Raw genomic sequence first — 23,288 nt, forward strand, 5'->3', positions numbered from 1 at the left:
CGGAAAATCCCCGAAAAAGGAATCACGTTGACACAAGGTTTGATACGGCAAGAAGTCTTAGTTGCTGCGCAAGAAATCGCCCGCGAAAAGGGCATCGACAAAGACCGCATTATTGCGTCTATAGAAGAAGCCCTTGTGAAAGTGGCGCATCTCAAATATGGGGAAGAAACGCCCATTCGTGCTGCTATTCATCAAAAAACGGGGGAAATTTCGCTCCTTCATGTACGCACGGTGGTGGATGACGTGACAAACCCTCTTGAGGAAATTTCTCTTGTCGAAGCTCAGGCTCAAAAACCTTCTGTGCAGCTTGGCGATACTTTTGAAGAACCCCTGCCTCATATGGATTTTGAGCGCGTTTCTGCGCAGGTGATGCGTCAGGTCATCACGCGGCTCATCAAAGAAGCGTCGCGGGAAAAAGAGTATGCTGAATATCATGACAAAGCCGGAGAAATCGTAAGTGGCACCGTCAAAAGCATTGACTTTGGCAACGTCATCATCGATCTGGGGCAAGCCGAAGGGGTGTTGCTTCCTGAGGACACGATCTCAAGGGAACGGTTTCACCCTGGCGATCGCATTCGTGCCTATGTGCGCGAAGTGAAGCAAGATCCAAAGGGATTCCAAATCTTTCTCTCACGCTCTTGCTCTGAATTTATGATAGCCCTTTTCAAGCAAGAGGTGCCTGAAGTTTATAATGGCGTGATCGAAATCAAAGCTGTGGCCCGTGACCCCGGAAGCCGTGCCAAGATTGGGGTGTTTTCTCTTGATTCATCCCTTGACCCTGTGGGCGCTTGTGTGGGCGTGCGGGGCAATCGTGTTCAAGCTGTGACGGCTGAGCTGCGGGATGAGCGCATTGATGTGATTCGGTGGTCTGACGACCCTTTTACGTTTTTGGTGAACGCCCTCACCCCGGCCAGTGTCACCAAAATTGTCACCGGAGATAAGGAAAATGCTGTGCAAGTGGTGGTACCGGATGATCAGCAAAGTTTAGCCATTGGGCGACGGGGACAAAATGTGCGCCTTGCCTCCACCCTCACGGGCCTGCACATTGATATCGTCACAGAATCTGACGATAATACCCAGCGCACACAATTCACCAATGCCCTTTCTGAGAAGTTTGTGAACGTCCTTGATATTGATGACGTCATGGCACGCTTTCTCATTGCCGAAGGCTTTGAATCCATCGAAGATGTGGCCATGGTGAATGTGAGCGAGCTTGAATCCCTTGAAGGGTTCACAGAAACCCTGGCGCAAGAGCTTCAAAAACGAGCACGTCGCTTTTGTGATGAGGAGATGCAGAAAAAAATAGATACATGGATATCTATGGGGGGGCAACAAGATCTTCAGGAATTAAGCGATCTTTTGTCGCCTGACATGCTCATCAAGTTGGCACAGAACAAAGTGTTAACTCTTCATGATTTTGCTGACCTTGCGAATGATGAGCTTTTGGATATTCTTAAAGAAGGGTTGACTCGTGAGCAGGCTGATCAGCTGATTCTCGAAGCACGCGATAAAACACACGCCTATGATGCACAAAAAGACATAACAAACCACACACCTTAAGGGGAACAGGAATTCATGACCAAAGACGACTCGGAAAGCACGTTGAAAGAGCGGGCCAAGTCACTCACCCTTGAGCTCTCTCCTAAAACCAGAAAACGTCTTGATACCCTGCAAGGTGCCCAAGGCGCCCGGTCAAGAAACGTTGTGGTGGAAGTGAAAAGACGACGCAGTCGTTCAGCACCGCCGCCACCTGCCTCTGAACCTTTGGCCAAAGCACCTTCTTCGGAGGGGCCGGCCGGCCGTCTGACGGATCAAGAAAAAGATGCCCGTCAAAAAGCCTTAAAAACAGCATTGGCCCAAGAGAAAGAAAAAGAAAAAGCCCCAGAGGTGGCGGAAAAACCGATACCTCAAGAAGAGGTTGCACACGGCCCACGCAGTAAAGACAAGAAAAGCGTTCGGCACCATACCTCCCCAAAAACGGATAATGAGGATGCTGATTCTTTTAGCAAAAAACCTGCCCGCAAAAAATGGGAAGAAAAAACCGCAAAACATAACCTTGCCCGTCTTTATGAAGTTGAAGATACTTTGCCCACTTCTGGGGAGGATGAACCGAAAAAAGTGATGCGCACACCCTTGCGCAGCCACACCAGGCGTCAGAAGGTCAAAACAGTGCAACACGTGTTGCTGCCTGAAAAAATCACGGCACGTGAGCTGGCCGGCCTGATGTCAGAAAAGTTGTCCGCTGTGTTAAGGGCAGCATCGACCTTAGATCTCACCCTCACAGACGGCCAATCTTTGGATGCGCACACTGCAGAATTGATTGTGCTGGAAATGGGGCACACCTGTGCGCGCAAAAAAACCCAGGAAGAAGAGCTGATGGATCTTGAAGCCCAAGCCTTGGCGGCATCTTCACACACCCTGTCAAAGCGCCCACCTGTTGTCACCATCATGGGACATGTGGATCACGGGAAAACGTCCCTTCTTGATGCGATGCGCAAAACCAACGTTGCAGATAAAGAGGCGGGGGGCATTACCCAAAGCATTGGTGCCTATCAGATCACCCTCACGTCAGGGGAAAAAATCACCTTTATTGACACACCAGGACACGAAGCGTTCACCCACATGCGTGCACGCGGTGCCCATGTTACAGACATCATTATCCTCCTGGTGGCGGCGGATGATGGGATTATGGCCCAAACCATCGAAGCTATTAACCACGCTAAGGCCTCACAGGCCCCCATTATTGTGGCCATCAATAAAATGGACAAACCAGGCGCAGCGCCTGACCAAGTGAAGCAAGCTCTGCTTTCCCATGACATTGTGGTGGAAAGCCTTGGCGGCGATGTGTTGGATGTGGAGATTTCGGCGAAGACAGGCCAAAATTTAGACACACTGCAAGAAGCCATTTTAGGCCAAGCTGAACTTCTTGAGCTTAGTGGGTCTTTAGATGCACCCGCCAAAGGTGCTGTATTAGAATGCCGACAAGATAAAAAACGAGGCACACTCGCGACTGTTTTAGTTCAAAATGGCACCCTCACCAAAGGTGACACATTTGTGGCCGGCCAAGTATGGGGTCGTGTACGCTGGCTGGCGGATGATCAGGGCAAAAGCATCACCGCCACCTCATTGTCACAGCCGGTAGAAATCTTAGGACTCAGTGAGCCGGCCATGGCAGGCGACGATTTTTTTGTGGTCAAAGATGAGGCCCAAGCTCGTGACATCACACGACTACGCATAGCGCAAAACGAAGAGCAAGAAAGTGCCACTGGCCCTTTGTCACTGGAGCAATTGATCAAAGGGGACAACGCGCAAAAAGAGCTGACGGTGATCTTAAAAGCTGATACCCAAGGCTCGCTTGAGGCTGTGTATACAGCGCTCACCCGCACGGAACACCCTGAGGTGAAGGTAAAAGTTTTGCATAAAGGGGTCGGCGCCCTCACAGAAAGTGATGCGTTATTGGCAAAGACATCTCAGGCCCTTTTGCTTGGGTTTCATATGAAACCGAGCAATGCCTTGCTTGATATGGCACAAAAGCTCGGTGTGGAAGTTCAGACCTATGATGTGATTTATCACCTGATTGAAAACGTCCAAGACCTTATGAGCGGCTTGCTCTCTCCGGAAAAGAAAGAGGTCATCTTGGGCCATGCTCAGATTCGCCAAGTCTTTGTGGTGAAAAAAGCTAATCAAATTGCGGGCTGTTATGTGACAGATGGCATTGTGAAACGCGATGCCCATGTGCGTGTCAAGCGGGGAGACACTGTGCTCCACCAAGGCGTCATTCAATCTTTGCGGCGTGATAAAAATGACGTCAAAGACGTGCGCGAAAAATATGAGTGCGGCATCTGTATCAAAAATTACAATGCGTTTGAGATCGGCGATGTGTTGGAGGTCTTTGAATTCAAAAACGTGAAACGCACCCTTGATCTGTAGCAATCCATGTGCTGACCCTTGGCACCAAAGGCTTTCCACGCGATAAGACCGGCATAAAACGCTGCCCTAGATAAGCTTTGCGTTTTAGAGGAAGACGCGCCATACTTTGAAGAAATCTATCGCTGTTTGATGCTCCTGTTATGACCACTGATGAAAAATCAACCCACCTTAAATCATTGATTGAAAAAATCGAATCTCTTGAAAGTGAGAAAACCGAGCTTCTCAGCCTCATTCGTGACGCATTTGCCGAAGCCAAGTTTGCAGGCTATGACCCTAAAATCATGAAGCAGGTCATCAAGTGTCGCAAGATGGGGAAGGACGCGTATTTAGAGCAAGAGCAACTTCTTGGCACCTATTTAGCCGCCTTAGATCCTTCTTAATGGACGCCATCTTCGTCTGACATGTGTGTATATGACGAACTTATCGGGCATTGTTCACCTCTCTCTCACCAATTTTCGCTCTCATCAAACCTTTGAATGGAGCCAAGAAAACCCTGGCCCCGTATGCATTGTGGGGCCCAACGGCGCAGGCAAAACCAACATCCTTGAGGCGCTGTCGCTTCTATCACCGGGCCGCGGCCTTCGTTATGCTTCATCTGCGGATGTTCAAAACCAAACGCGCTCCGACCCATGGGGCCTTTTTGCTAAGCTCCACAGCCCTCACGGCCCTGTTCATGTCGGCATGACCGCCAACCTTCAAGGAGCCGGACGAACCATTCATATCAATGACGTGCCCCTTCACAAACAGCTTGACCTGCATGATTATTGCCAGGTGCTGTGGATCACGCCCTCTATGGACCTGCTATTTAAAGAGAGCATGTCCACGCGAAGACGTTTTCTTGATCGCCTGGTGATGACCTATGACAAAGCCTATGTCCCACTCTTGCTGGCCTATGAAAAAATTCTGCGCCAGTGGCGCCACCTTGTCAGCCGTGCCTCTCCTCACCCAAGCTGGCTTGAGAGTCTTGAAAAGCTGTTGGCTGAAAAAGGCACGTTGATTCATAAAAAACGCACCACGTTTGTGGCCAGCCTTAATGCCATGCTCCCTGCCTACACTGCAGAAAGTGCTCCCCTTGTGGTAAACCTTACGGGTGAATCAGATGATCTTTATCAAGCAAACCCCACGCACTGGGAAGATGCGTGCCAAGCGCGTTTTGCGGCCGCACGGCACACCTATCAAAAAGGCAAGCCCTTAACCTTCGGCCCGCAGGCAACAAAAATGCATATCACCTTCAACCATGCCCCCATTGAGCAGGGATCGACAGGCCAGCAAAAAGGAGCGCTTTTCTCTCTTGTGCTCAGCGCCTGCCGTCTGCAACTGGATCGCTTTCCTGATAAACCCTGTCTTCTTTTGCTGGATGAGTTGTCGGCTCATTTAGACGCTCATCACACCGCTACCGTGCTCAAGCGCATTGAAAACACCCATCTTCAGATGTGGGTCACAGGCACACAGGCCTTGCCTTACCTCCCCCAAGGCGCTCACACCATCGATCTTACCTCGTTTTCTCGTTCTGCGTGAGGCCCACATGCCCACCTTCATTTTGGCCCTGTGCTGATCTTTTCCGGCCTGGACTTTGACACGTCAGGCGTTAAAAAAAATCACGGCTGTGCTCACCCCCAAAGGGCAAACGCACATGATGCTGGGCGCGGGCCGCCGCTACCCATCCAAAACCCACCATAAATGTCATCAGCGATGTCCCGCCATAAGACATCAAAGGCAACGGAATGCCCACAATGGGCAACACGCCCAGCACCATGCCCACATTCATAAAAATGTGAAAGAAAAACATGGACATCACGCCCACCACCACCAATTTGGTGAACAGGGCGTTGCAGCGAAACGCTGTCCAATACCCATAAACCAAGAGGCCCATGAACAGCACAAACAGCAAGAGCGCCCCCATAAGGCCCCATTCTTCACACAGCAGCGTAAAAATAAAATCGGTCTGCTTTTCGGGCAAAAAATCAAGCTGAGACTGCGTGCCTTGCCCCAATCCTTTACCAAAAACCCCCCCTGAGCCCACGGCAATCTTAGATTGCAGCAAGTGATACCCACCACCTAACGGATCAGAATCAGGGTTAAGAAAGGTGAGGATACGTCGTTTTTGATAGGCCCTTAAAAAGGTCCACGCCACAGGTAAGCTTAAGAGGAACGTGAACCCCCCCGTCACAAACACCCCCCACCATGTGCCGGCCGCAAACAACATGCTCACCCCCACCGCCACGAGGATGAGGGCCGTGCCCAAGTCAGGCTGACGGAGCACCAAAAAAGAGGACGCAACAATAGCCAATACGGGAATCACCAGATTGTCGAGCTTGGGCGCTTTTTCTCCCAGAAAATGAAAATGCGAAGCCACCAACAAAATGAGCGACAGCTTTGTGAGTTCAGACGGTTGAACCTGAAAAAGGTAGAGGTGAATCCACCGCTTCGCGCCCATACCGATAAATCCTAAAAGCTCAACAGCGATCAACAAAGCCAGCGTTAACCCAAAAAGCAACGTGGCGTGGGTAAGCCAAAAACGAAGATCGATATAACTGATCACCACAAAAAGCACAAACCCCACCCCCATATGCACCATTTGTCGCGATGCCCATGGATGCAACCCATTCCCAGCTGAATACAGCATCAACAGGCCCAACGCACACACCGAAAGCAAAAGCAGGCTCAAAATAAAAGGATAGTGGCCGCGCCCAATAAAGCGAAAAAATGGCAGCATAGACATCGTGCATAAAAAGGGTGATCTATAAATAACAGAAAGTCTTTTCTTTTTGCTATATAAAAATCCTTCAACGGGACCACGCCATGCATGAAAGGTGCCTAACCCTTGTGGAAAACGCGTGGTGATCCTTTGCTTTCACCGTCAAAAACTGCTAGCGTGACCCTATGATTGTGTACCTCAAAGGCTCTGTAAAAAAAGCCACGGCTGAAGGCATTGTACTTGACGTACAAGGTGTGGGCTATCTTGCGTTGTGCCCCACGCCCTTAATCCACAAAGCAGGGGCAATGCTGGGTGAGCTGATGGAGCTGTGGTGCGTCATGCAAACCCGTGACGATGCCACCACCCTTTATGGCCTTGAAAGTTTTGAAGCGCGCACCCTGTTTCTTACCATCACACGCATTCCTGGCGTGGGCGGGCGCCTGGCGTTGAACCTTTTCTCACATTTGGGGTTCCAAGGCCTTATAGACGCAGGGGTAAGCGGCGATCATGATGCGTTTCGTCAAGCAGAAGGTGTGGGGCCCAAAATGGCCAGACGCTTATCCTTGGAACTCAAAGGGCAAGAGAAAAAGCTGCTGGAGATGACTGCCGCTTCTGACCCCTTTCATGACGCGTCGGCCTCAGGCGTGCTGACCACCCTTTTGCCTCACCTTCACGATGCGCTCAACGCTTTGGTGGGTCTTGGCTATACCCAGGAAGAAACGCGCCCGCTTGTGACGCATTTGCTTAAAGAAACCCCTGACCTGCCCTTAGAAGCACTTCTGCAAAAAGCCCTGCAACGCTTGGCCACAAAAGTGGGGCGTGCATGACACATCCATCGCTGGCACAGCCCACCTTCACCCCGCTTGATCAAAAGGAAGCACAGCTAAGGCCTTTGGCTTTTGAGGATTTTGTAGGGCAAGCAGCTCTTTGCCGCAACCTCAAAACCTTTATTCAAGCGGCCCACAAAAAAGCGGCGCCTCTGGATCACGTGCTCTTATCGGGGCCGCCAGGTTTGGGAAAAACCACCTTGGGACAAATTATTGCCCACACGCTGGGCACAAAATTTCACATGACATCCGGCGCTGTGATCGCCCGGTCGGGAGAGCTGGCAGCCTTGCTCACCAATCTGGCCCCTCAAGATGTTTTATTTATTGATGAAATTCACCGCCTGAACAAAACCATTGAAGAAGTGCTCTACCCCGCCCTTGAGGACGGCAAGCTTGACCTGATGGTGGGCGAAGGCCCGGCAGCCCGTTCTGTGCGCCTCACCCTCTCTCCTTTCACTCTGGTGGGGGCCACCACACGGCAAGGCCTGTTATCAAGACCTTTACGTGACAGATTCGGCATTGTAGGGCAAATGACATTTTATTCCCCGCAAGACCTCACCAACATCTTGACCCACGCCGCCCATAAGCTGGACACATCCTTTGACGGTGAGGCCGCTCTCTATTTGGCAGAACGGGCGCGCGGCACACCCCGCATTGCCCTCAGGCTGTTGCGACGCGTCCATGATTTTGCTTTGGTGGCAGGGCACTCAACACTCACACAACCATTTCTTGAAAAAGCACTTTGTGAGCTAGGCATCGACAATGAGGGACTCGACACGTTGGATAAACGTTACTTAAGCTATCTCGCGCATCAGTTTGCCGGTGGCCCTGTGGGCATTGAAACTCTGTCTTCCCTTTTGTTTGAGGAAAAACAAACCCTTGAAGATGTGGTGGAGCCTTTTTTAATGCAAAAAGGGTTAATTCAACGCACCCCCCGCGGCCGTACCCTCACCGATGCAGGCTATCGCCACCTTAATCTGTCCCCACCCATGCAGGAAGATAGCTTATGACGGTGTGGGCAGCATTGATCAAAACCTTTGTGACGAAAAGCCTGCGTGCTTTGGCGTGGTTTACCAAAACCTTGGGCAGTGTTGTCGTAGCCTTGGCTATTGCCTCTTATCATCCCCATGACCCCACCCCTAACATGGCCACCCAAGGAGAAACGCTCAATTTGTTGGGCCCCTGGGGCGCCCTTATGGCAGATATGTTCATACAAACCATGGGGTGGGCCACCTATGTGTTAGCAACCCTGTGGCTGTTGTGGACCCTTCAACGTCTTATCAGGGCCGCTGTCTACCCCCCTTTTCTCAGGTGGGCGGCTTTGATGGCCATGATTGCAAGCCTCACATGGTTGAGCGCTTCCCAAAAGGCCTTTGCTGGCGGCGTGTTGGGTGAATGGATGATCCATCTCTGTCCCCCGGATATCTGGATAATCAGGTTATTGATGATGGCCATCACCCTTATCTCTGGCGTGTATGTGGTGTCATTGCGTATGAGGCATCTTGAACGGGCGTTCACCCATATGCGCGTGCTTTATGACTTTATGGGAGTCATCTTAACACATTATGGGAAAAAAATGTGGGGGGTGCTCAAGACCTGGAAAAACCATCTTTCGTTGTTGATTGAGACATACATTCACGTTTCCCCCCCTCCCAGCATCACAGAGAATGTGGCACCTTCAGCTCTTAGCGAACCTACCCCTTCCTTATCTGAAGTGCGCGAAACAGCGCCGCCCCCCAAGGCCACGGTTTTGCCTCATACCCCCCCCAAAACCCGTGAACCAAGCCTTAAGAAGGAGGAGCCGGAAGAAACACTCTCGCTTTCTGACTCTTTTTTGGCCATTAAAAAGCGTCATCATGGATCTGACCCTGCGCCCTGTGTGCCCCATGCAGATAACCTCCCCTCTTTAGATTTACTACATGATGCCGCGGCCCACTTAACGCCCCCCCCTGCCACAGAGCTTGAAGAACAGGTCAAAGCCTTGATGGGCGTTTTGAAGGATTTTGGCATTGCAGGACAAATTCAAAAAGCGCGACCGGGCCCTGTGGTGACGCTTTATGAACTTGAGCTCGCGCCAGGCATCAAATCGTCACGGGTTGTGAGTTTGGCTGACGACATTGCCCGCTCTATGAGCGCCCTGGCCACACGCGTGTCTGTGATTCCCGGACGCAACATCATCGGCATTGAGCTGCCAAACAAAGAACGGGAAACCGTTTTTTTGAAAGAGGTGTTGTCACACAAAACCTTTGTCACCAACAAGGCGCGCCTGCCCCTGGCGTTGGGCAAAAACATTGCCGGCGCCCCTGTGACTGTTGATTTGGCGCAAATGCCCCACCTGTTGGTGGCGGGCACCACAGGGTCGGGCAAGTCTGTGGGAATCAACACCATGATTCTCTCCCTTCTGTTTCGTTTACCGCCTGAAAGTTGTCAACTGTTGATGATTGATCCAAAAATGCTCGAACTTTCTGTGTATAACGATATCCCTCACCTCATCACACCCGTGATTGTGGATCCGAAAAAAGCCGTCCAGGCCTTGAAATGGGCAGTGCATGAAATGGAGCAACGCTATAAATCTATGTCAGCCATTGGCGTACGCAACATTGATAGCTATAACAAGAAAATTGAGGAAGCACGCCGGCAAAACAAACGCCTGACACAGCGCGTGAAAACAGGGTTTGATGAAGACGGCATGCCCATTGTGGAAGAACGGGAACTGCCCGAAACGCCTCTGCCTTATATCGTCATTGTGGTGGATGAAATGGCTGACCTGATGCTGGTGGCAGGCAAAGAGATCGAAGGGGCCATCCAGCGGCTGGCTCAGATGGCACGTGCGGCGGGCATTCACTTGATTATGGCGACGCAAAGGCCCTCTGTGGATGTGTTGACGGGCACCATCAAAGCCAACTTTCCCACGCGCCTCAGCTTCCAAGTCACCTCCAAGATTGACAGCCGCACCATTTTAGGCGAACAAGGAGCTGAGCAACTTCTGGGGCGAGGTGATATGTTATATATGCCCCCCGGCGATCGCATGCAACGCGTCCACGGCCCCTTTGTGAGCGATGCTGAAGTTGAAGCGGTGGTATCCTTTCTCAAATCGACGCAGGCCGATCATCCCGCTTCGGTGGTGTTTGCCCCTGACGATTCAGAAAAAGAGATGGGTGGAGACAGCGCTGATGAGAATGACGATCTTTTTCAAGAGGCGGTGAGATTGGTGCTGCGCGACAAAAAGGCCTCAACTAGCTATATCCAGCGACGCTTTCAAATTGGCTATAACAGGGCGGCGCGCCTCATGGAAGACATGGAGGCACAGGGCATTGTCTCGCCCCCAAATCATGCAGGCAAGCGCACCATTTTGAGGGAGGAAAGCGCATGAAACATATGTGGGCCTTAGGTATCATGATGGTGATGTGGGGTTTGCACGCTTTGGCGCCTGCTCAGGCAGCCGTTGTGATGCCGCAGAATATGCGTAAACCCGGGCAGCCGATGCCCGTCTCCTCTCAAGGGCCTTCTCGAGGAAAATCGCCCGCTCAGCGCCCCACACAAAACACGGCACCCCTCCCTGGGCGCCACACACCGTCTGTCAGAAAAGATGCACGCACCCAATGCCTGGCCAGCCTTAACCGCATTCACACCCTGCAGGCCTTGTTTTTTGAAACACAGAAAACGCGGGCCGCGCAAGGCACGGTGGCCCTTAAGCGTCCCCAAAAGGGTGAACAAGGGTTTGGCGCCTTAAGGCTTACCTACACACGCCCGTCATCGCTTGATATTCTCAGCCGCGGACGTACGCTGACCGTGCACAATAAGCAAACCAACACCACAGAGACCCTGCCCGTCACCTCGACACCGCTTTCGCTTATTTTGCGCAAAGAGCTCAAGCTGGGCCATTTTGTGAAAGAACGGTCTTTTGTGCAGGAAGGTGACCAGCTTTTTTGGACCCTGGAAGAGCCCCGTCAAAACCATGGAGGCTATGTCACGCTTATTTTTCATGCCCACAGCTTTGCCTTTGAGGGGTGGCACATTCGTGATGTTTATGGCAACCTCATTAAAGTGCGACTTGGTAATATTTGTCTCAACAAGCCCATTCATCCAAAACAGTTTGCCAACATAGGAGCGACCCGTGCTTTACGATGATGCCAACATCTTTGCGCGCATTTTGCGCCGAGACATCCCTGCCAAGGTAATTTATGAAAATGACGTAGCGCTCTCTTTTTATGATGTGGCGCCTCAGGCTCCTGTGCATGCATTGGTGATTCCTAAAGGCCCTTTTATCTGTGTCTCCCATTTTTTAGCGCAAGCCGCTTCTGAAGAAATCGCAGGGTTTTGGGACGCCGTATCCGAAACTGTAAAAAAGTTGAATCTTACCCCTGACGGCTTTCGTTTGATCACGAATGAGGGCGCCCATGGCGGGCAAGAGGTGCCGCATTTTCATGTGCATATTCTGGGTGGCGCACCGCTTGGGCCCATGCTGCACACACCCTCATGACACACGTGGGGATTTTTGCAGCTCACACGTTTGAAGGCACCTTATTAGCGGCTCAGCTTCCTGGGTCAGTACTTTACAAAACCCATGACGAGATGGCACGCGCCTTTGAAAAAAAGGCATGCTGGGCCACCATCACACTTGATCGTCACGGTGCAACACTCACCACGGCGCTCTCCACGCATGATGTCAAAAAACCGCTGGTCTTGCCCCATGTGCTGTCTATGATTGAGGAAATGGGGACACATGTGAGCAAAAGCTATACCGTGGGTGATTATCTTTTTGATCCTGAAACCCAGCGCCTTATTGGCCCCAGATCCTGCACCTTATCCGCCAAAGAAACGGCTCTTTTGTTGTGCCTTATTCACGCGCCTTCAGGATGTATGCGCCGCGAAGCCTTGCTGAAAAACATTTGGCAATACACCCCCGATTTTGAAACCAAAACCCTTGAAACCCACATCTATCACCTGCGGCAAAAAGTGGAGACGACCCCGTCAAAGCCTCAGGTTCTTCTGAGCACGCCGTTAGGGTATAAAATTCTCGTTGAAAGAACACCAAAAGTGCCTTACAACAAAGACAGTGATAGTGTAAGGACACCTCGTTATGGCCTCTGATTTCTTCTTTGATCCCACGTCTTCGGCAGGAATATTTCTTCTCGTTGCCGCCTTCAGTGCTTTGCTTTACAGCCTGTGGGTCACCCGCAAAATTATGGCCTTGCCCCAAGGGCTGGCCCGCATGAAAGAAATCGCTGGCGCCATTCAAGAGGGAGCTGAGGCCTATTTGCGCCGTCAATACAGAGCCATTGCTGTGGTGGGCGTGTGTGCGGCCCTGCTTCTTTTTTGGTGGCTCAGCGCTGCGGTAGCGGCAGGCTTTGTTTTGGGCGCTGTACTTTCGGGCAGCGCAGGGTATGCCGGCATGTATATCTCAGTCAGGGCCAATGTCCGCACCACAGAATCTGCGCGGTTAGGCTTGGCGGAAGCGCTGAATGTGGCGTTTCAAGCCGGCAGCGTGACGGGTTTTTTGGTGACCGGCCTGGGACTTTTGGGCATTGTGGGTTTCTTTATGCTACTTTCGTCCATGGGCGTTCCCATGCGTCAAACCATAGAAGGATTGATGGGACTCAGCTTTGGGGCTTCGCTCATTTCCATTTTTGCACGCCTTGGCGGCGGGATTTTCACCAAAGGGGCCGACGTGGGCGCCGACCTTGTGGGTAAGATTGAAGCGGGCATTCCTGAAGATGATCCTCGCAACCCGGCTGTCATTGCCGATAACGTGGGTGACAATGTGGGGGACTGTGCTGGCATGGCAGCTGACCTCTTTGAAACCTATGTGGTGACCATCGTGGCCAATATGCAAATCGCCTTTATTCTCTTTCAAAGCTATGCCTATGACATGATGCTTTACCCGCTGCTGTTGGCGGGGGGGTGTATTCTTGGCTCCCTTGTGGGCACAACCTTTGTGCGCCTGGGAAAGAAACGTCACATCATGGGGGCGCTTTACAAGGGCGTGATTGCTACAGGTTTGGTGTCAGCCCTTTTGGGATTCTTTATCACACGCTCATTCCTTGGCCTGGATAGCCTCATTTCTGTGGGTGATCTGCAGGTCACAGGATTAGATATGTTTATGGCCTCGTTGGTGGGCCTGTTGACCACGGGTCTGTTGGTTTGGGTGACCGAATATTACACGTCTACGCACTATCGCCCCGTCAAAAGCATCGCTCTGGCCTCCAAGACAGGGCACGCCACCAACATTATTCAAGGCTTGGCCATTTCGATGGAAGCGTGTGCAATCCCTGTGTTGGTCATTTGTGCGGGCATTTTGTCGGCCTATGCGTATGCGGGCCTTTATGGCATTTCCTTGGCAGCCACCACCATGTTGGCTTTGTCAGGGATGATCATTGCCCTTGACGCCTATGGACCCATCACGGACAACGCGGGCGGCATTGCTGAGATGGCGGGGTTACCCCCTGATGTGCGTAAGGTCACCGATGCCTTGGATGCTGTGGGCAACACCACGAAAGCCGTGACGAAAGGCTATGCCATTGGTTCCGCAGCGCTGGCAGCCATTGTGCTGTTTTCCTCTTATACGGCGGATTTAAAGGTCTATTTGCCTGATCTGGTGCTTGAGTTTCACCTCAGTGATCCTTATGTGCTGGTGGGGTTGTTTGTGGGCGGGCTCCTTCCTTATCTGTTTGGCGCGTTTTGCATGACGGCCGTGGGCAAAGCCGCTGGCGCTGTGGTGGATGAAGTGCGCCGACAGTTTAAAGAGATTCCGGGCATCATGGAAGGCAAGGCCAAACCTGATTATGGGCGGGCTGTGGATATGTTGACCAAATCAGCGATCTACAAGATGATTGTGCCCTCCTTGCTGCCGGTTACCGCGCCTTTTGTGGTGTATTTTGTGATGGCGTCCTTTGCAACACAAAGCCAAGCGTTGCTGGCCGTGGGCGGTACCTTGCTGGGCACCATCATCACAGGCCTGTTTGTGGCTATTTCCATGACATCTGGTGGAGGCGCTTGGGATAACGCCAAGAAATATATTGAAGACGGTCACCATGGCGGCAAGGGCGGCGAAGCACACAAAGCCGCTGTCACGGGCGATACGGTGGGGGATCCTTACAAAGACACCGCCGGACCAGCCATTAACCCCATGATCAAGATCATCAATATTGTGGCCTTATTGTTGCTGGTGTTTTTGGGGCGTTAATGGGGAAAGGGCCTTTGTGAGGCTCAAGCAAAAAAGCCTTTAGGAACGTCTCTCACCTTCCATCATGATGGGAGAGCAGTGCCCCCGAAAAGGACAAGGAGAGGACATGTTGTGCGTCTTCCTTCCGCCTATAAAATATACACCATCGCCCAAGACGTTGTGCAGCCCCCCTGTTCGTCTATCTTGCCTCCCGCTTTGGCGCCTTTTCTTGACTCATATCCACCTTGATTGTGCACACCTTCTTTTTTAAAGCCTCCACCTCACTTTTGTTGGCAGAAAACGACACCCCCAGTGCGACACACAAAAAGGTCCCAGCCACAAAAAGCATGGAGAACGTGAGACACACGCGCTTACCGGCGCTTGCTCACCATATGACCGTGTTCTTGACACACATCAAACAAGCTTGCATGAAGAAACGTGATGAGATGCGCGAGAAACCAGGTAACCACAAAAAAGCAGGAAACAAAACGCCCGCACGTGTCTGCTCACGCACCAAGCGCAAGCTGAAAGAACCCATGGGAACAGCCTACCTTATGAAGCGTTTCGGCAGTAAGTGCCAGCGGCTGAATGTATGATCAACAGCTCGCCAAGGCCCAGAAAACCAAAAGGCCTTCCGGGGGGCAAGCCTACTGAACCAAGATCTCTAAGCTAAACCTTCTAAAGAAAGTTTGACGGAAGGACCCATGGTGGACGACACGTACGCACTTTTGATGTACACCCCCTTCACAGAGGCAGGCTTGGCTTTGACCAGCGCATCCATAAAGGCTTCCATGTTTTGAACCAACACGTCCCCATCAAAGCTGGCTTTCCCAATACCGGCATGGACTACGCCTGTTTTGTCTGTTTTATACTCAATCTGACCACCTTTCGCGGCCTGCACAGCTTTCGCCACATCCATAGTCACAGTGCCTAAACGCGGATTGGGCATCAGCCCCCGCGGCCCCAAAAAACGCCCCAAACGACCCACAAGCGCCATCATGTCAGGCGTGGCAATACAGCGATCAAAATTCGCCTCGCCCTTTTCAATACGTTCCACCAAATTTTCTGCACCCACAATATCAGCGCCGGCTTCTGTGGCTTCTTTGGCTTTATCAGCACGGGCAAACACAGCCACACGCACAGATTTACCCGTACCGCCAGGTAAGTTCACCACACCCCGGGGCGCTTGGCCACTTTTGGTGTCCACCAAAAGCCTCACCGCCACATCCACCGTTTCATCAAATTTGGCTGATGACGTTTTTTTCACAAGGGTCATGCCCTCTTTAAAAGACACAGCGCCATCCACAGATTCAAGGTGTTGACGCATATGACGCATACGCTTTGACATTTATGCACCCTCCGCTATGTTAATGCCCATAGACACCGCAGAGCCACGCACCATCTGATAGGCGGCCTCCGGGGTGTGGGCGTTCATGTCCTGGATTTTCTCCGTCGCAATCTTCTTAATTTGCTCAGGCGTAATCGTGGCCACGGGCTTATCGCGCCCCGTGGCGGAAGAACCTTTTTGAAGACCTAAGGCTTTTTTAATAAAATAACTCGTAGGGGGCTGTTTAAGAATAAAGGTAAACGTGCGGTCTGCATAGGCCGTGATCACCACAGGGATCGGCATACCGGCCTCCATACTTTGCGTCTTGGCGTTGAAAGCCTTACAAAATTCCATAATGTTCAGCCCCTTTTGGCTGAGTGCAGGACCAATGGGGGGTGCTGGATTCGCTTTGCCGGCAGGCACCTGCAGCTTAATCTCACCAATCACTTTCTTTGCCATACTTACGGTCCTTCTGTTTTTTCAATCTGAGAAAAATCTAAATCTACTGGCGTCAGACGCCCAAAAATGGCCACAGACACCTTCACACGCTTTTTGTCTGCATCCACATTTTCTATCAACCCAGAAAACGAAGCAAAAGGCCCATCTGTCACCTGCACATATTCACCCACAGAAAAGTGATGCGCCTCTTTCGAAGCATCTATCATTTTTTCCACAGAGCTAAGCGCCCGCTCGACATCTGTTTTAGATAGAGGTGTGGGTTTTTCTTTGCCGCCCAAAAACCCTGATACATGATGGACGCTGCGCACCAAGTGCCACGTATCATCCCGCAGCATCATGTTCACCAAGATATACCCAGGGTACACAGATTTCGCCACATTCTTTTTAACCCCCCGCTTAACCTCAACTGATTCTTTTTTGGGGGCCACAATGTCAAAGAAGCACTCCGAAAGAGATTCTTTGCCCGCCTTCTCCCATATAGATTGGATGACTTTGTCTTCAAAGCCTGAATGGACATTCACCACATACCACTGAGATGCCTGGGGCTTTGTGTCTTTATTCATCGAATTAACCACTGCACGGCTGAAGAAACAAGGCTATCCACGGCCAAAAAAAACAAAGAAAAAAGAGCCACCATGATGAAAACAAAGATGGTTGTGGTCACCACTTCTTGGCGCGACGGCCACATTACCCGTGATGCCTCAAGCCGCACCTGCCTCACAAAGGTCAACCAGGATGTTTTCGCTTTCTCTGTTGTCATCTTTCTTAACAAACCCCCTCAAATCTGGCAGGAGCGGAGGGACTCGAACCCACAACCACCGGTTTTGGAGACCGGTGCTCTACCAATTGAGCTACGCTCCTAAATTCTCCCAACATGGTCTTAAGGCGCACCTTAACGGAGAGACGGGAAGCACGCTCTGTCCTATTCATCAAAAACCTTATCTATTCTTACGAAAAATCACCTCAGAACACAAGGGGGGAACGTACTTTTATTCCCAAAAACCCACACGCCGCAGCCCCAAAAGCCGAAAACAAAGGAGTTTTACAAACGCATCGCCAACCCAAAATACCCTTAACGCTTAGATCGTTGAAAACGCTTGCGCGCCTTAGGCTGACCATATTTTTTACGCTCTACCACCCGCGAGTCAAGGGTGAGAAACCCTTCCCTTTTAAGCGCACCGCGCACCTCAGGCTTGTACAGCGCCAAGGCCTTGGATAGGGCATGACGGACAGCGCCGCCTTGACCAAAGGTGCCGCTTCCCTTTACAGTGCACATGACATCAAAACGCCCCACAGCCTCTACAAGGGTTAACGGACGCATCACCAGTGCATGCACCTGCTTGGGAAAATAATCCGCCAAGGATTGGCCATTAATGGTGATATTGCCCTTGCCTGCACAAAGCCACAACCGCGCCACGGCCGTCTTACGCTTACCTGTGGCATAGGCTCGACCCTGCGCATCCAACACAGGGGTGCCCCCTGAAGAGGCATCACCACCACCTGCAGGCGCTTTGCCCACCAATGAGGGTTCGGGTGAAGAAGCCTCCTCGGACGAGGCTTCCAATGATGCTTTGAGTTCGGATAACTCCGTCATACGCTCTGTCATGATTGTTTTTCCTTCAGCTGTTCACCTTGGGTGCCCCTATGAGAAGGACGCACGGCTTTATTTTTTTCATTCATGTCCCCAATGTCCCACAACGCCGGTGCCTGGGCTTCATGAGGGTGCGTTTCCCCCGCATAGATCTTGAGGTTTTTCATTTGTTGACGCCCTAACGGGTTGCGCGAAATCATCCGCTCCACTGCTTTGCGCACCACACGCTCAGGGTTTTTTCCTTCCACAATTTCGGTCATCGTGCGCGACTTAATCCCACCTGGATACCCTGTGTGCCAATGAAACTTTTTTTGATCCCACTTGCTGCCCGTCAAGTGAACTTTGTCAGCATTAATCACCACCACACAATCACCACAGTCCATATGCGGCGTAAACGTAGGCTTATGCTTGCCCCGCAGGCGAAAAGCAATTTGGCTGGCCATACGCCCCAAAACCAAATCCTTCGCATCCACAAGCCACCACGATTTTTCAATGGCAGACGCTTTCAGTGTAAATGTCTTCATATCATTCAATTCCCATCCATTAACACCATAGTGAAAGACCTGCGCGCCCATGTCAACGCCTCTTGCACAAAAGCGCCTTTTCTGATGGTCTATGCGCCCCCAAAAGGGCCTAGCACGCTTTGAAAAACACATCAGCCTCGCGCTGACAGGGGATAAAAAAGGGTTAACGCACAAGAAATCGTGAGAACAATTGACAGTATAGAAAGGTTTTTTGGCTAGCATAGTTCCTTACGTCTCACGCTTATGGAAACCACAGTATGCATCGCCTCACACATCTTCTCTTGTCAGCCGCCGTGCTGTCGGCCTCTCTGACCGCGCCTTTGTATGCAGCCAAAAAGGGGACGTCTTCTGTGCTAGCTGCTGAAACACAACTAAAAAAAGACATTGATGAATGGAAAGCACGCGTGCAAGAAATAATGAAAGGAAGAGATTTCAGTGGCGCCGCTCAGATTTATCGTGACGCAAATGCATTATGCCGAAGGTGCGATACTGCTAAGCGGACAGAGTGGAAAAATGAAATCAGACAAAAAGAAGAAGACCTCAAACAATATCGAGCAAGGGTGAATCAATAATTTTTAGGTAACCAGCAATAGATTAAAAGGCTAAGAAAATGAAAAAAATTGTGTGTGCGCTTATTCTGGGTGGGGCTTTTACAGGTGCCTTGGCTGAAACGCCTTCGGGGATGTATGGCAGCTTGAATGTGGGCGGCATCTATATGAATGGGACACAGAGATTCATGTTTGACTATCCCGGTGCTGATGATTTTTTTCTCTACGGGAGCAACAAAGGAAAAGGGGGGTTTGCACTGGATGCTGTTTTTGGTTCACGCTTTAAAAGTGATGCCTTTCTTTCAGGTGTAGAAGGCTTTATCGGCTACACACCTTGCGAACAAACACTCTCTGGTGCCTTGGGACCCCCAGCAAACATGACAGAAGAAGCAAAAAGTAAGGTTAAAAGGGATCTTGAGTTCGGTATCGTCGGCCTTGTGGGCTTTGATATGCAGGATGTCAACTTGTCGCTCAAACTTGGCTTGGGCGGCGCCCAGTTCACCCATCGCTATAGTGATGAGGACACAGCTGAGATGAAAAAATCAAAGATCTCCCCTTCTTTTATCACAGGTTTGATGCTTGAAATGCCTGTGGCCAAGGATTTGAGTGTGCGCTTTGACTATACTCTATCCTTTCACAAAACTGTCGAGACACGGCTTCAAGAGCCTGACAATCCTGGACTTGACCATGTACAAACCTTTGTGGCACCGAAAGTCCACGCCTTCACCGCGGGGGTGTCGTGGTATTTTTAACCGCTTAACCTAAACACATCTCACACCTGTGGGGCCTTCGCGCGCGTGAGGGCCCTTTTTTTAAAGGCATGCTTAGGTGGCGCGCTTTGAATAGCCGAGGTCTGAAATAAGTGGCCTTAACCCTCACCCCTAACATCCCCACTCTGCGGCATGCCACCCACACCTTCCCTTCCCCACGGCCCTCACTGATAGCCCGCCTGGCCTTATGAATGTGACCTTGCCTCATGAAGCTGCGCCTTTGGGCGCGCCGCACAACATGATAATGAAAAAATATTGACGATATGTCACTTTTTTCTTGACTTATGGATATTTTTCGTGAAAAGTGCCTATGACCTTTCTCCTGGATGATAGGGGGGAAATAACATGCTGCACCCGCATGTGGTTTATAAAGGGTCTCTTTGGGCCCGACATTGGCGCCAGGGGAGTAGGCTTTGGCGCCAACGCTTTTTATCCCACCCACACCTCAATTGTGAAGGAGACACTTATGTCTGAACGCCTTTTTTCATGCCTTGCTGTCTTCATGCTCACCCTTAACACAGCCCACAGCACTGGAGATAACACCCAAAACGTTCTCTTTGAGCCTTATGACAACAATGCACACCTCATACCTGCTAACGCAGCAACATCTCCCCCCACCGATGAAAGAAAGCGGGCTACAAAAGAACAGCTCATAAAGGAGAGAGAGCCACGCCAAAAACAGGGGGATCAAGAAAAAAAGAAATACGAGGAAGAGGTGAAGGCCCTTCAAGCGAAAGTGGCAAACCTTGAAGAACGCCATCAACGAGATCAACGGCAACTTAAAATGCTGAATACCCTGCTCATGCACTGGCAACCAGGAGGCCCCATTCCTTCCCTGACGACCGATGCCCCGAACCTGACAGGGATTGTCACCCGTTGTTTTGTGGGGAACATCAATAATCCCTCAGTGACAGAGCGCTTAGGGGAAGCGATGCAAGATGGAGATCATCTTGCCAACCCACAAGAAAAGAGCCCCTCTTCTCCTTGGGTGACGCCATCGGAAGAGGCTGTTTCGGACGAAAAAGAGGGGTTTGACGCTTTTTATTTTGTGGAAAGACCGGAGAATGGCGACTTGACAACCCATAGACAAGAGGCCCTAGAGGAAGCCTCATGATCAGAAGGCACGTAAGAGAGGGGCGTGCGCCCTAAGAGAGACACAGCCAGAACAGGCTTTAGAGGCGCCTGATGCGCTTTTTTAATCAATAAAAGATAAAAAAATAGCCTGCATCTGACACAAAATAGATCTTTTTTTGCGTCAATGTTTTCATAAAAATAAAATATTTTTTCTATGGTTGACTTTTACACGTAATCACCCCAATAGTGCCACTGTGACATTTTTTGACATAAGGACAATATTTTTATGAAAAGATCCCTTTTGCTCACCACCACCCTTTTCTGCACACTGGGTGTATGCGCTTCATCTCTTTATGCAGCTAGAAACGGAACAACAGAAGCTTGCCAAGACCAAATCAGAGCAAAAGCGACCCAGGCTGAAGAGGCTGCCCCGGTCAACGCAAGTGTGGATGAGGGTGCGTTATCCTCTTTTATGCGTGAGAATGCGGTGCTTGAGTGTTTTCCCATAGACGCACAGACAGACATTGAGGCCGAGCCAGGGATCCTGCGCGAAAAGGTGTTAAGAGTGGCGACAGTGGTTACATTCGGCGCTAATGCTGCGCACATAGGCTTTGAAGATATGGAGCCATCTGAATATGGAGAGCGTCGGGCACAGATAGATAGATTTGTCGGCATGATTGGTAAGGTACGCCCTTTGGTGTATGACTATCACAGGCTATCTGAGGGGCACGTCACAAAGGCGCTCCTTAAGGCGGCCTTTCCTGGGGCCAATGTGGATGATCTTGTGAAGGAAGACTATGCAGTCCCCACCGTGATCATGCCCGGACACCGCGCATGGTTTGAGCCTTTCTTAGAGAAAAACTTCAAAAGAGCTGCAGCCAATTATGCAGAACATGTCATGTCGGTGCACCCCGATCTTGTGTCTGTTTACCACGAAATGATACAGATGCAAACAAGCATGGATGAGCGTGAAGCAATGGGCAAAGAGTATCGAGGGATGGCTGGCTTTATCCAAGCGTTTTACGATCGTTTTGATAGAAACCAAGAGATCAAAGAGCAAGCAGAGCAAGTGATCCCAGGCATTTTTGAGATGTGTAAAGCGTCATACAGCTTGTTAGACGCGTTTAATGAGCAAAACATAGAAAAGTCGTTCCACAACTTCATGGAGAAACACGAACAGATCCTGGCGGCCGCCAAAAAGGAAGTTGATGCTGAGGAAGTGTTCGAAGCCTCTCGTGAACGAAGGGAAAGCATAATGGAACGTTTTGAAGGCGAGATTGAAGAGCGCACTGAGGCCTTTAGCGAAGCTATGCAGGAAAGCAAAGGTGAGAATAGAGAATCATTTAATACCGTGATTAGCAACGGGGGGTTACCGGCAAAAGCTGAACAAGCTGCGCAGGATCTTGTGAACAGCTTCAAAACATATAAAAAAGACATGGAGCCTTCACCTCTGTCTGTCACACCATCGATGGTTTCGTTGGCCAAAATGGAAGATTGTGCCAAAAAATTGATGCACATCAATAAAGAGCTTGACCTTAAGATAGAAGTGCATGACCTCGATGAGGAAGGCGCGTATCTCGATGAGGAAGACGCGTATATCTTCGATTCCTATAGAAGAACGGAGCCGAGTGAAAAGGAAGCAAGGCGTAAAGAGATCATCCCTTACCAGGCTTGGCTTGCTTTTGTTAGGCAGGATATGAAGCTTTTTCAATACCAACCCAAAAAACAACAAACAGAAGAAACAGGAGACGGTAGCGGAGTCACAAGCTGGGTGCCCAATGGTCCTCTTTCTTGGAAAGGCCTTGAGAAGCAGCAGGCATTTTCACCAGAAAGCGTGGCGCATATAGCGAAGCTCATTGAACCATTTTTTCAGAACGTTAACAAAACTTTTTCTGAGATAGGAAAGGAGCTTACGAAGAGGGAAAACGGAAGATCCTTCTTAACGTGGATAAAAGACCCTGAAGTGAAAGCGCTCTTAAGCGCGTCAGCAGCAGAGGTGCCTCCTAAAGAGGCGCTGCCAGAGGCAGATGACGAAGACAAGGCAGGCCCCGCAGAAAATAGTAACGCACAGCCACCGGAAGGCGAGAGCGATTCAGAAAATGTGCGGAGGGATCCTGCAGCAGAACCGGGTAGACTGCAAACCGTGGAAGAAGGTGTGGAGCCCTCCCCCACCCCTGTAAATGACGAAACGGAGAGCGAGAAAGAAGAGTCGTATTGATGGTGGAGCAAGGCCTTTGGGGGCCTTGTTTTGCGTGACGTTACCCAAAGATGGAGGGCGCTTTGTGAGGGCGCCCTTTGTCTTTTCTCCATGGGGGCCACGGGTAAACGATCGCCAAGGCTTCATCACAGCAGGTGTGCCGTCATGGTCAGGCTGT

22 protein-coding genes and 1 tRNA gene are annotated in these 23,288 nt (G+C 50.8%); 15 read left to right on the forward strand and 8 right to left on the reverse strand.

The genetic code is table 11. The annotated features are described in order from the left end of the window. Positions 1-27: 27 nt before the first annotated feature. The 4 genes from nusA to recF all read left to right on the forward strand — a co-directional run bounded on the left by nusA (position 28) and on the right by recF (position 5,448). Positions 28-1,560 (forward strand): transcription termination factor NusA, encoded by a 1,533-nt coding sequence (nusA, locus tag IG82_RS0102530; RefSeq protein ID WP_216476131.1) that lies wholly within the window; start codon positions 28-30, stop codon positions 1,558-1,560. A gap of 15 nt (positions 1,561-1,575) precedes the next feature. Further along, the gene (infB, locus tag IG82_RS0102535) at positions 1,576-3,930 is read left to right on the forward strand and encodes a translation initiation factor IF-2 (protein ID WP_052545619.1); all 2,355 of its coding nucleotides are present in this window, start codon (positions 1,576-1,578) and stop codon (positions 3,928-3,930) included. A gap of 140 nt (positions 3,931-4,070) precedes the next feature. Continuing rightward, positions 4,071-4,310 (forward strand): DUF2312 domain-containing protein, encoded by a 240-nt coding sequence (locus IG82_RS0102540; protein ID WP_031934068.1) that lies wholly within the window; start codon positions 4,071-4,073, stop codon positions 4,308-4,310. Positions 4,311-4,341: 31 nt separating this feature from the next. After that, entirely contained in the window at positions 4,342-5,448 is a 1,107-nt protein-coding gene (recF, locus tag IG82_RS0102545; protein ID WP_031934069.1) for a DNA replication/repair protein RecF, read from the forward strand. A 70-nt stretch (positions 5,449-5,518) separates the two neighbouring features. Here recF and rodA read toward each other — a convergent pair whose 3' ends face one another. Continuing rightward, positions 5,519-6,646, reverse strand: a complete 1,128-nt coding sequence (gene rodA, locus IG82_RS0102550) for a rod shape-determining protein RodA (protein WP_168338519.1) — start codon at positions 6,644-6,646, stop codon at positions 5,519-5,521. Between the two features lie 167 nt (positions 6,647-6,813). On the opposite strand from rodA, the gene ruvA reads away from it, so the two are divergent. The 7 genes from ruvA to IG82_RS0102585 are packed head-to-tail and all read left to right on the forward strand — an operon-like array spanning position 6,814 to position 14,641. Next, positions 6,814-7,455 (forward strand): Holliday junction branch migration protein RuvA, encoded by a 642-nt coding sequence (gene ruvA, locus IG82_RS0102555; RefSeq protein ID WP_031934071.1) that lies wholly within the window; start codon positions 6,814-6,816, stop codon positions 7,453-7,455. Then, entirely contained in the window at positions 7,452-8,465 is a 1,014-nt protein-coding gene (ruvB, locus tag IG82_RS0102560; protein WP_031934072.1) for a Holliday junction branch migration DNA helicase RuvB, read from the forward strand. Before ruvA ends, ruvB begins: the two co-directional genes overlap by 4 nt. After that, positions 8,462-10,828 carry an FtsK/SpoIIIE family DNA translocase gene (locus IG82_RS06610; RefSeq protein ID WP_052545620.1) on the forward strand — a complete coding sequence of 789 codons (2,367 nt, stop codon included), beginning with the start codon at positions 8,462-8,464 and terminating at the stop codon, positions 10,826-10,828. The genes ruvB and IG82_RS06610 overlap by 4 nt, the downstream gene beginning before the upstream one ends. Before the next feature lie 5 nt (positions 10,829-10,833). Next, positions 10,834-11,586: an outer membrane lipoprotein carrier protein LolA gene (locus IG82_RS0102570; RefSeq protein ID WP_172642865.1), complete on the forward strand. Its 753-nt coding sequence runs from the start codon at positions 10,834-10,836 to the stop codon at positions 11,584-11,586. Next, a complete protein-coding gene (locus IG82_RS0102575; RefSeq protein ID WP_031934075.1) occupies positions 11,573-11,938 on the forward strand; it encodes an HIT domain-containing protein in 366 nt (121 codons plus the stop codon). Before IG82_RS0102570 ends, IG82_RS0102575 begins: the two co-directional genes overlap by 14 nt. Further along, positions 11,935-12,549 (forward strand): winged helix-turn-helix domain-containing protein, encoded by a 615-nt coding sequence (locus IG82_RS06900; protein WP_052545621.1) that lies wholly within the window; start codon positions 11,935-11,937, stop codon positions 12,547-12,549. The genes IG82_RS0102575 and IG82_RS06900 overlap by 4 nt, the downstream gene beginning before the upstream one ends. Continuing rightward, entirely contained in the window at positions 12,539-14,641 is a 2,103-nt protein-coding gene (locus tag IG82_RS0102585) for a sodium-translocating pyrophosphatase (RefSeq protein ID WP_031934077.1), read from the forward strand. The genes IG82_RS06900 and IG82_RS0102585 overlap by 11 nt, the downstream gene beginning before the upstream one ends. Before the next feature lie 643 nt (positions 14,642-15,284). Here IG82_RS0102585 and rplA read toward each other — a convergent pair. From rplA to rplM, 7 genes are all read right to left on the reverse strand, one after another. Beyond that, positions 15,285-15,968: a 50S ribosomal protein L1 gene (gene rplA, locus IG82_RS0102595; protein WP_031934079.1), complete on the reverse strand. Its 684-nt coding sequence runs from the start codon at positions 15,966-15,968 to the stop codon at positions 15,285-15,287. Beyond that, positions 15,969-16,406, reverse strand: a complete 438-nt coding sequence (gene rplK, locus IG82_RS0102600; protein WP_031934080.1) for a 50S ribosomal protein L11 — start codon at positions 16,404-16,406, stop codon at positions 15,969-15,971. Between the two features lie 2 nt (positions 16,407-16,408). Then, a complete protein-coding gene (gene nusG / locus IG82_RS0102605) occupies positions 16,409-16,969 on the reverse strand; it encodes a transcription termination/antitermination protein NusG (protein ID WP_031934081.1) in 561 nt (186 codons plus the stop codon). Continuing rightward, complete coding sequence (gene secE / locus IG82_RS0102610; protein ID WP_031934082.1) at positions 16,966-17,166, reverse strand: preprotein translocase subunit SecE; 201 nt, start codon at positions 17,164-17,166, stop codon at positions 16,966-16,968. Before secE ends, nusG begins: the two co-directional genes overlap by 4 nt. 25 nt (positions 17,167-17,191) lie before the next feature. Further along, a tRNA-Trp gene (locus IG82_RS0102615) sits at positions 17,192-17,267 on the reverse strand. Between the two features lie 211 nt (positions 17,268-17,478). Continuing rightward, the gene (gene rpsI, locus IG82_RS0102620) at positions 17,479-18,012 is read right to left on the reverse strand and encodes a 30S ribosomal protein S9 (RefSeq protein ID WP_040333092.1); all 534 of its coding nucleotides are present in this window, start codon (positions 18,010-18,012) and stop codon (positions 17,479-17,481) included. Continuing rightward, complete coding sequence (gene rplM, locus IG82_RS0102625) at positions 18,009-18,521, reverse strand: 50S ribosomal protein L13 (protein ID WP_052545696.1); 513 nt, start codon at positions 18,519-18,521, stop codon at positions 18,009-18,011. The genes rpsI and rplM overlap by 4 nt, the downstream gene beginning before the upstream one ends. A gap of 350 nt (positions 18,522-18,871) precedes the next feature. Here rplM and IG82_RS0102635 point away from each other — a divergent pair, with 350 nt between their 5' ends. The 4 genes from IG82_RS0102635 to IG82_RS0102655 all read left to right on the forward strand — a co-directional run bounded on the left by IG82_RS0102635 (position 18,872) and on the right by IG82_RS0102655 (position 23,131). Next, on the forward strand, positions 18,872-19,093 hold the full coding sequence (locus tag IG82_RS0102635; RefSeq protein WP_156095328.1) for a hypothetical protein: 222 nt from the start codon (positions 18,872-18,874) through the stop codon (positions 19,091-19,093). A gap of 38 nt (positions 19,094-19,131) precedes the next feature. Further along, positions 19,132-19,821, forward strand: coding sequence for an outer membrane beta-barrel protein (locus tag IG82_RS0102640; protein WP_031934086.1), 690 nt, complete (start codon positions 19,132-19,134; stop codon positions 19,819-19,821). A gap of 484 nt (positions 19,822-20,305) precedes the next feature. Beyond that, a complete protein-coding gene (locus tag IG82_RS0102650) occupies positions 20,306-20,953 on the forward strand; it encodes a hypothetical protein (RefSeq protein WP_156095329.1) in 648 nt (215 codons plus the stop codon). A gap of 246 nt (positions 20,954-21,199) precedes the next feature. Next, on the forward strand, positions 21,200-23,131 hold the full coding sequence (locus IG82_RS0102655; protein WP_031934089.1) for a hypothetical protein: 1,932 nt from the start codon (positions 21,200-21,202) through the stop codon (positions 23,129-23,131). Positions 23,132-23,288 lie beyond the last annotated feature (157 nt).

Source organism: Candidatus Hepatobacter penaei (assembly GCF_000742475.1).
Classification (GTDB): domain Bacteria; phylum Pseudomonadota; class Alphaproteobacteria; order Holosporales; family Hepatobacteraceae; genus Hepatobacter; species Hepatobacter penaei.

Excerpts from the sequence above, each read along its gene's own strand:
- nusG (WP_031934081.1), bottom strand. The coding sequence starts at position 16,969 with ATGAATAAAGACACAAAGCCCCAGGCATCTCAGTGGTATGTGGTGAAT.
- recF (WP_031934069.1), top strand. The coding sequence starts at position 4,342 with ATGACGAACTTATCGGGCATTGTTCACCTCTCTCTCACCAATTTTCGC.
- ruvA (WP_031934071.1), top strand. The coding sequence starts at position 6,814 with ATGATTGTGTACCTCAAAGGCTCTGTAAAAAAAGCCACGGCTGAAGGC.
- rplM (WP_052545696.1), bottom strand. The coding sequence starts at position 18,521 with ATGAAGACATTTACACTGAAAGCGTCTGCCATTGAAAAATCGTGGTGG.
- IG82_RS0102540 (WP_031934068.1), top strand. The coding sequence starts at position 4,071 with ATGACCACTGATGAAAAATCAACCCACCTTAAATCATTGATTGAAAAA.
- IG82_RS06610 (WP_052545620.1), top strand. The coding sequence starts at position 8,462 with ATGACGGTGTGGGCAGCATTGATCAAAACCTTTGTGACGAAAAGCCTG.
- IG82_RS0102650 (WP_156095329.1), top strand. The coding sequence starts at position 20,306 with ATGTCTGAACGCCTTTTTTCATGCCTTGCTGTCTTCATGCTCACCCTT.
- IG82_RS0102655 (WP_031934089.1), top strand. The coding sequence starts at position 21,200 with ATGAAAAGATCCCTTTTGCTCACCACCACCCTTTTCTGCACACTGGGT.
- IG82_RS06900 (WP_052545621.1), top strand. The coding sequence starts at position 11,935 with ATGACACACGTGGGGATTTTTGCAGCTCACACGTTTGAAGGCACCTTA.
- rpsI (WP_040333092.1), bottom strand. The coding sequence starts at position 18,012 with ATGACAGAGCGTATGACGGAGTTATCCGAACTCAAAGCATCATTGGAA.
- ruvB (WP_031934072.1), top strand. The coding sequence starts at position 7,452 with ATGACACATCCATCGCTGGCACAGCCCACCTTCACCCCGCTTGATCAA.
- IG82_RS0102570 (WP_172642865.1), top strand. The coding sequence starts at position 10,834 with ATGTGGGCCTTAGGTATCATGATGGTGATGTGGGGTTTGCACGCTTTG.
- rplK (WP_031934080.1), bottom strand. The coding sequence starts at position 16,406 with ATGGCAAAGAAAGTGATTGGTGAGATTAAGCTGCAGGTGCCTGCCGGC.
- rodA (WP_168338519.1), bottom strand. The coding sequence starts at position 6,646 with ATGCTGCCATTTTTTCGCTTTATTGGGCGCGGCCACTATCCTTTTATT.
- IG82_RS0102585 (WP_031934077.1), top strand. The coding sequence starts at position 12,539 with ATGGCCTCTGATTTCTTCTTTGATCCCACGTCTTCGGCAGGAATATTT.
- secE (WP_031934082.1), bottom strand. The coding sequence starts at position 17,166 with ATGACAACAGAGAAAGCGAAAACATCCTGGTTGACCTTTGTGAGGCAG.
- rplA (WP_031934079.1), bottom strand. The coding sequence starts at position 15,968 with ATGTCAAAGCGTATGCGTCATATGCGTCAACACCTTGAATCTGTGGAT.
- infB (WP_052545619.1), top strand. The coding sequence starts at position 1,576 with ATGACCAAAGACGACTCGGAAAGCACGTTGAAAGAGCGGGCCAAGTCA.
- IG82_RS0102640 (WP_031934086.1), top strand. The coding sequence starts at position 19,132 with ATGAAAAAAATTGTGTGTGCGCTTATTCTGGGTGGGGCTTTTACAGGT.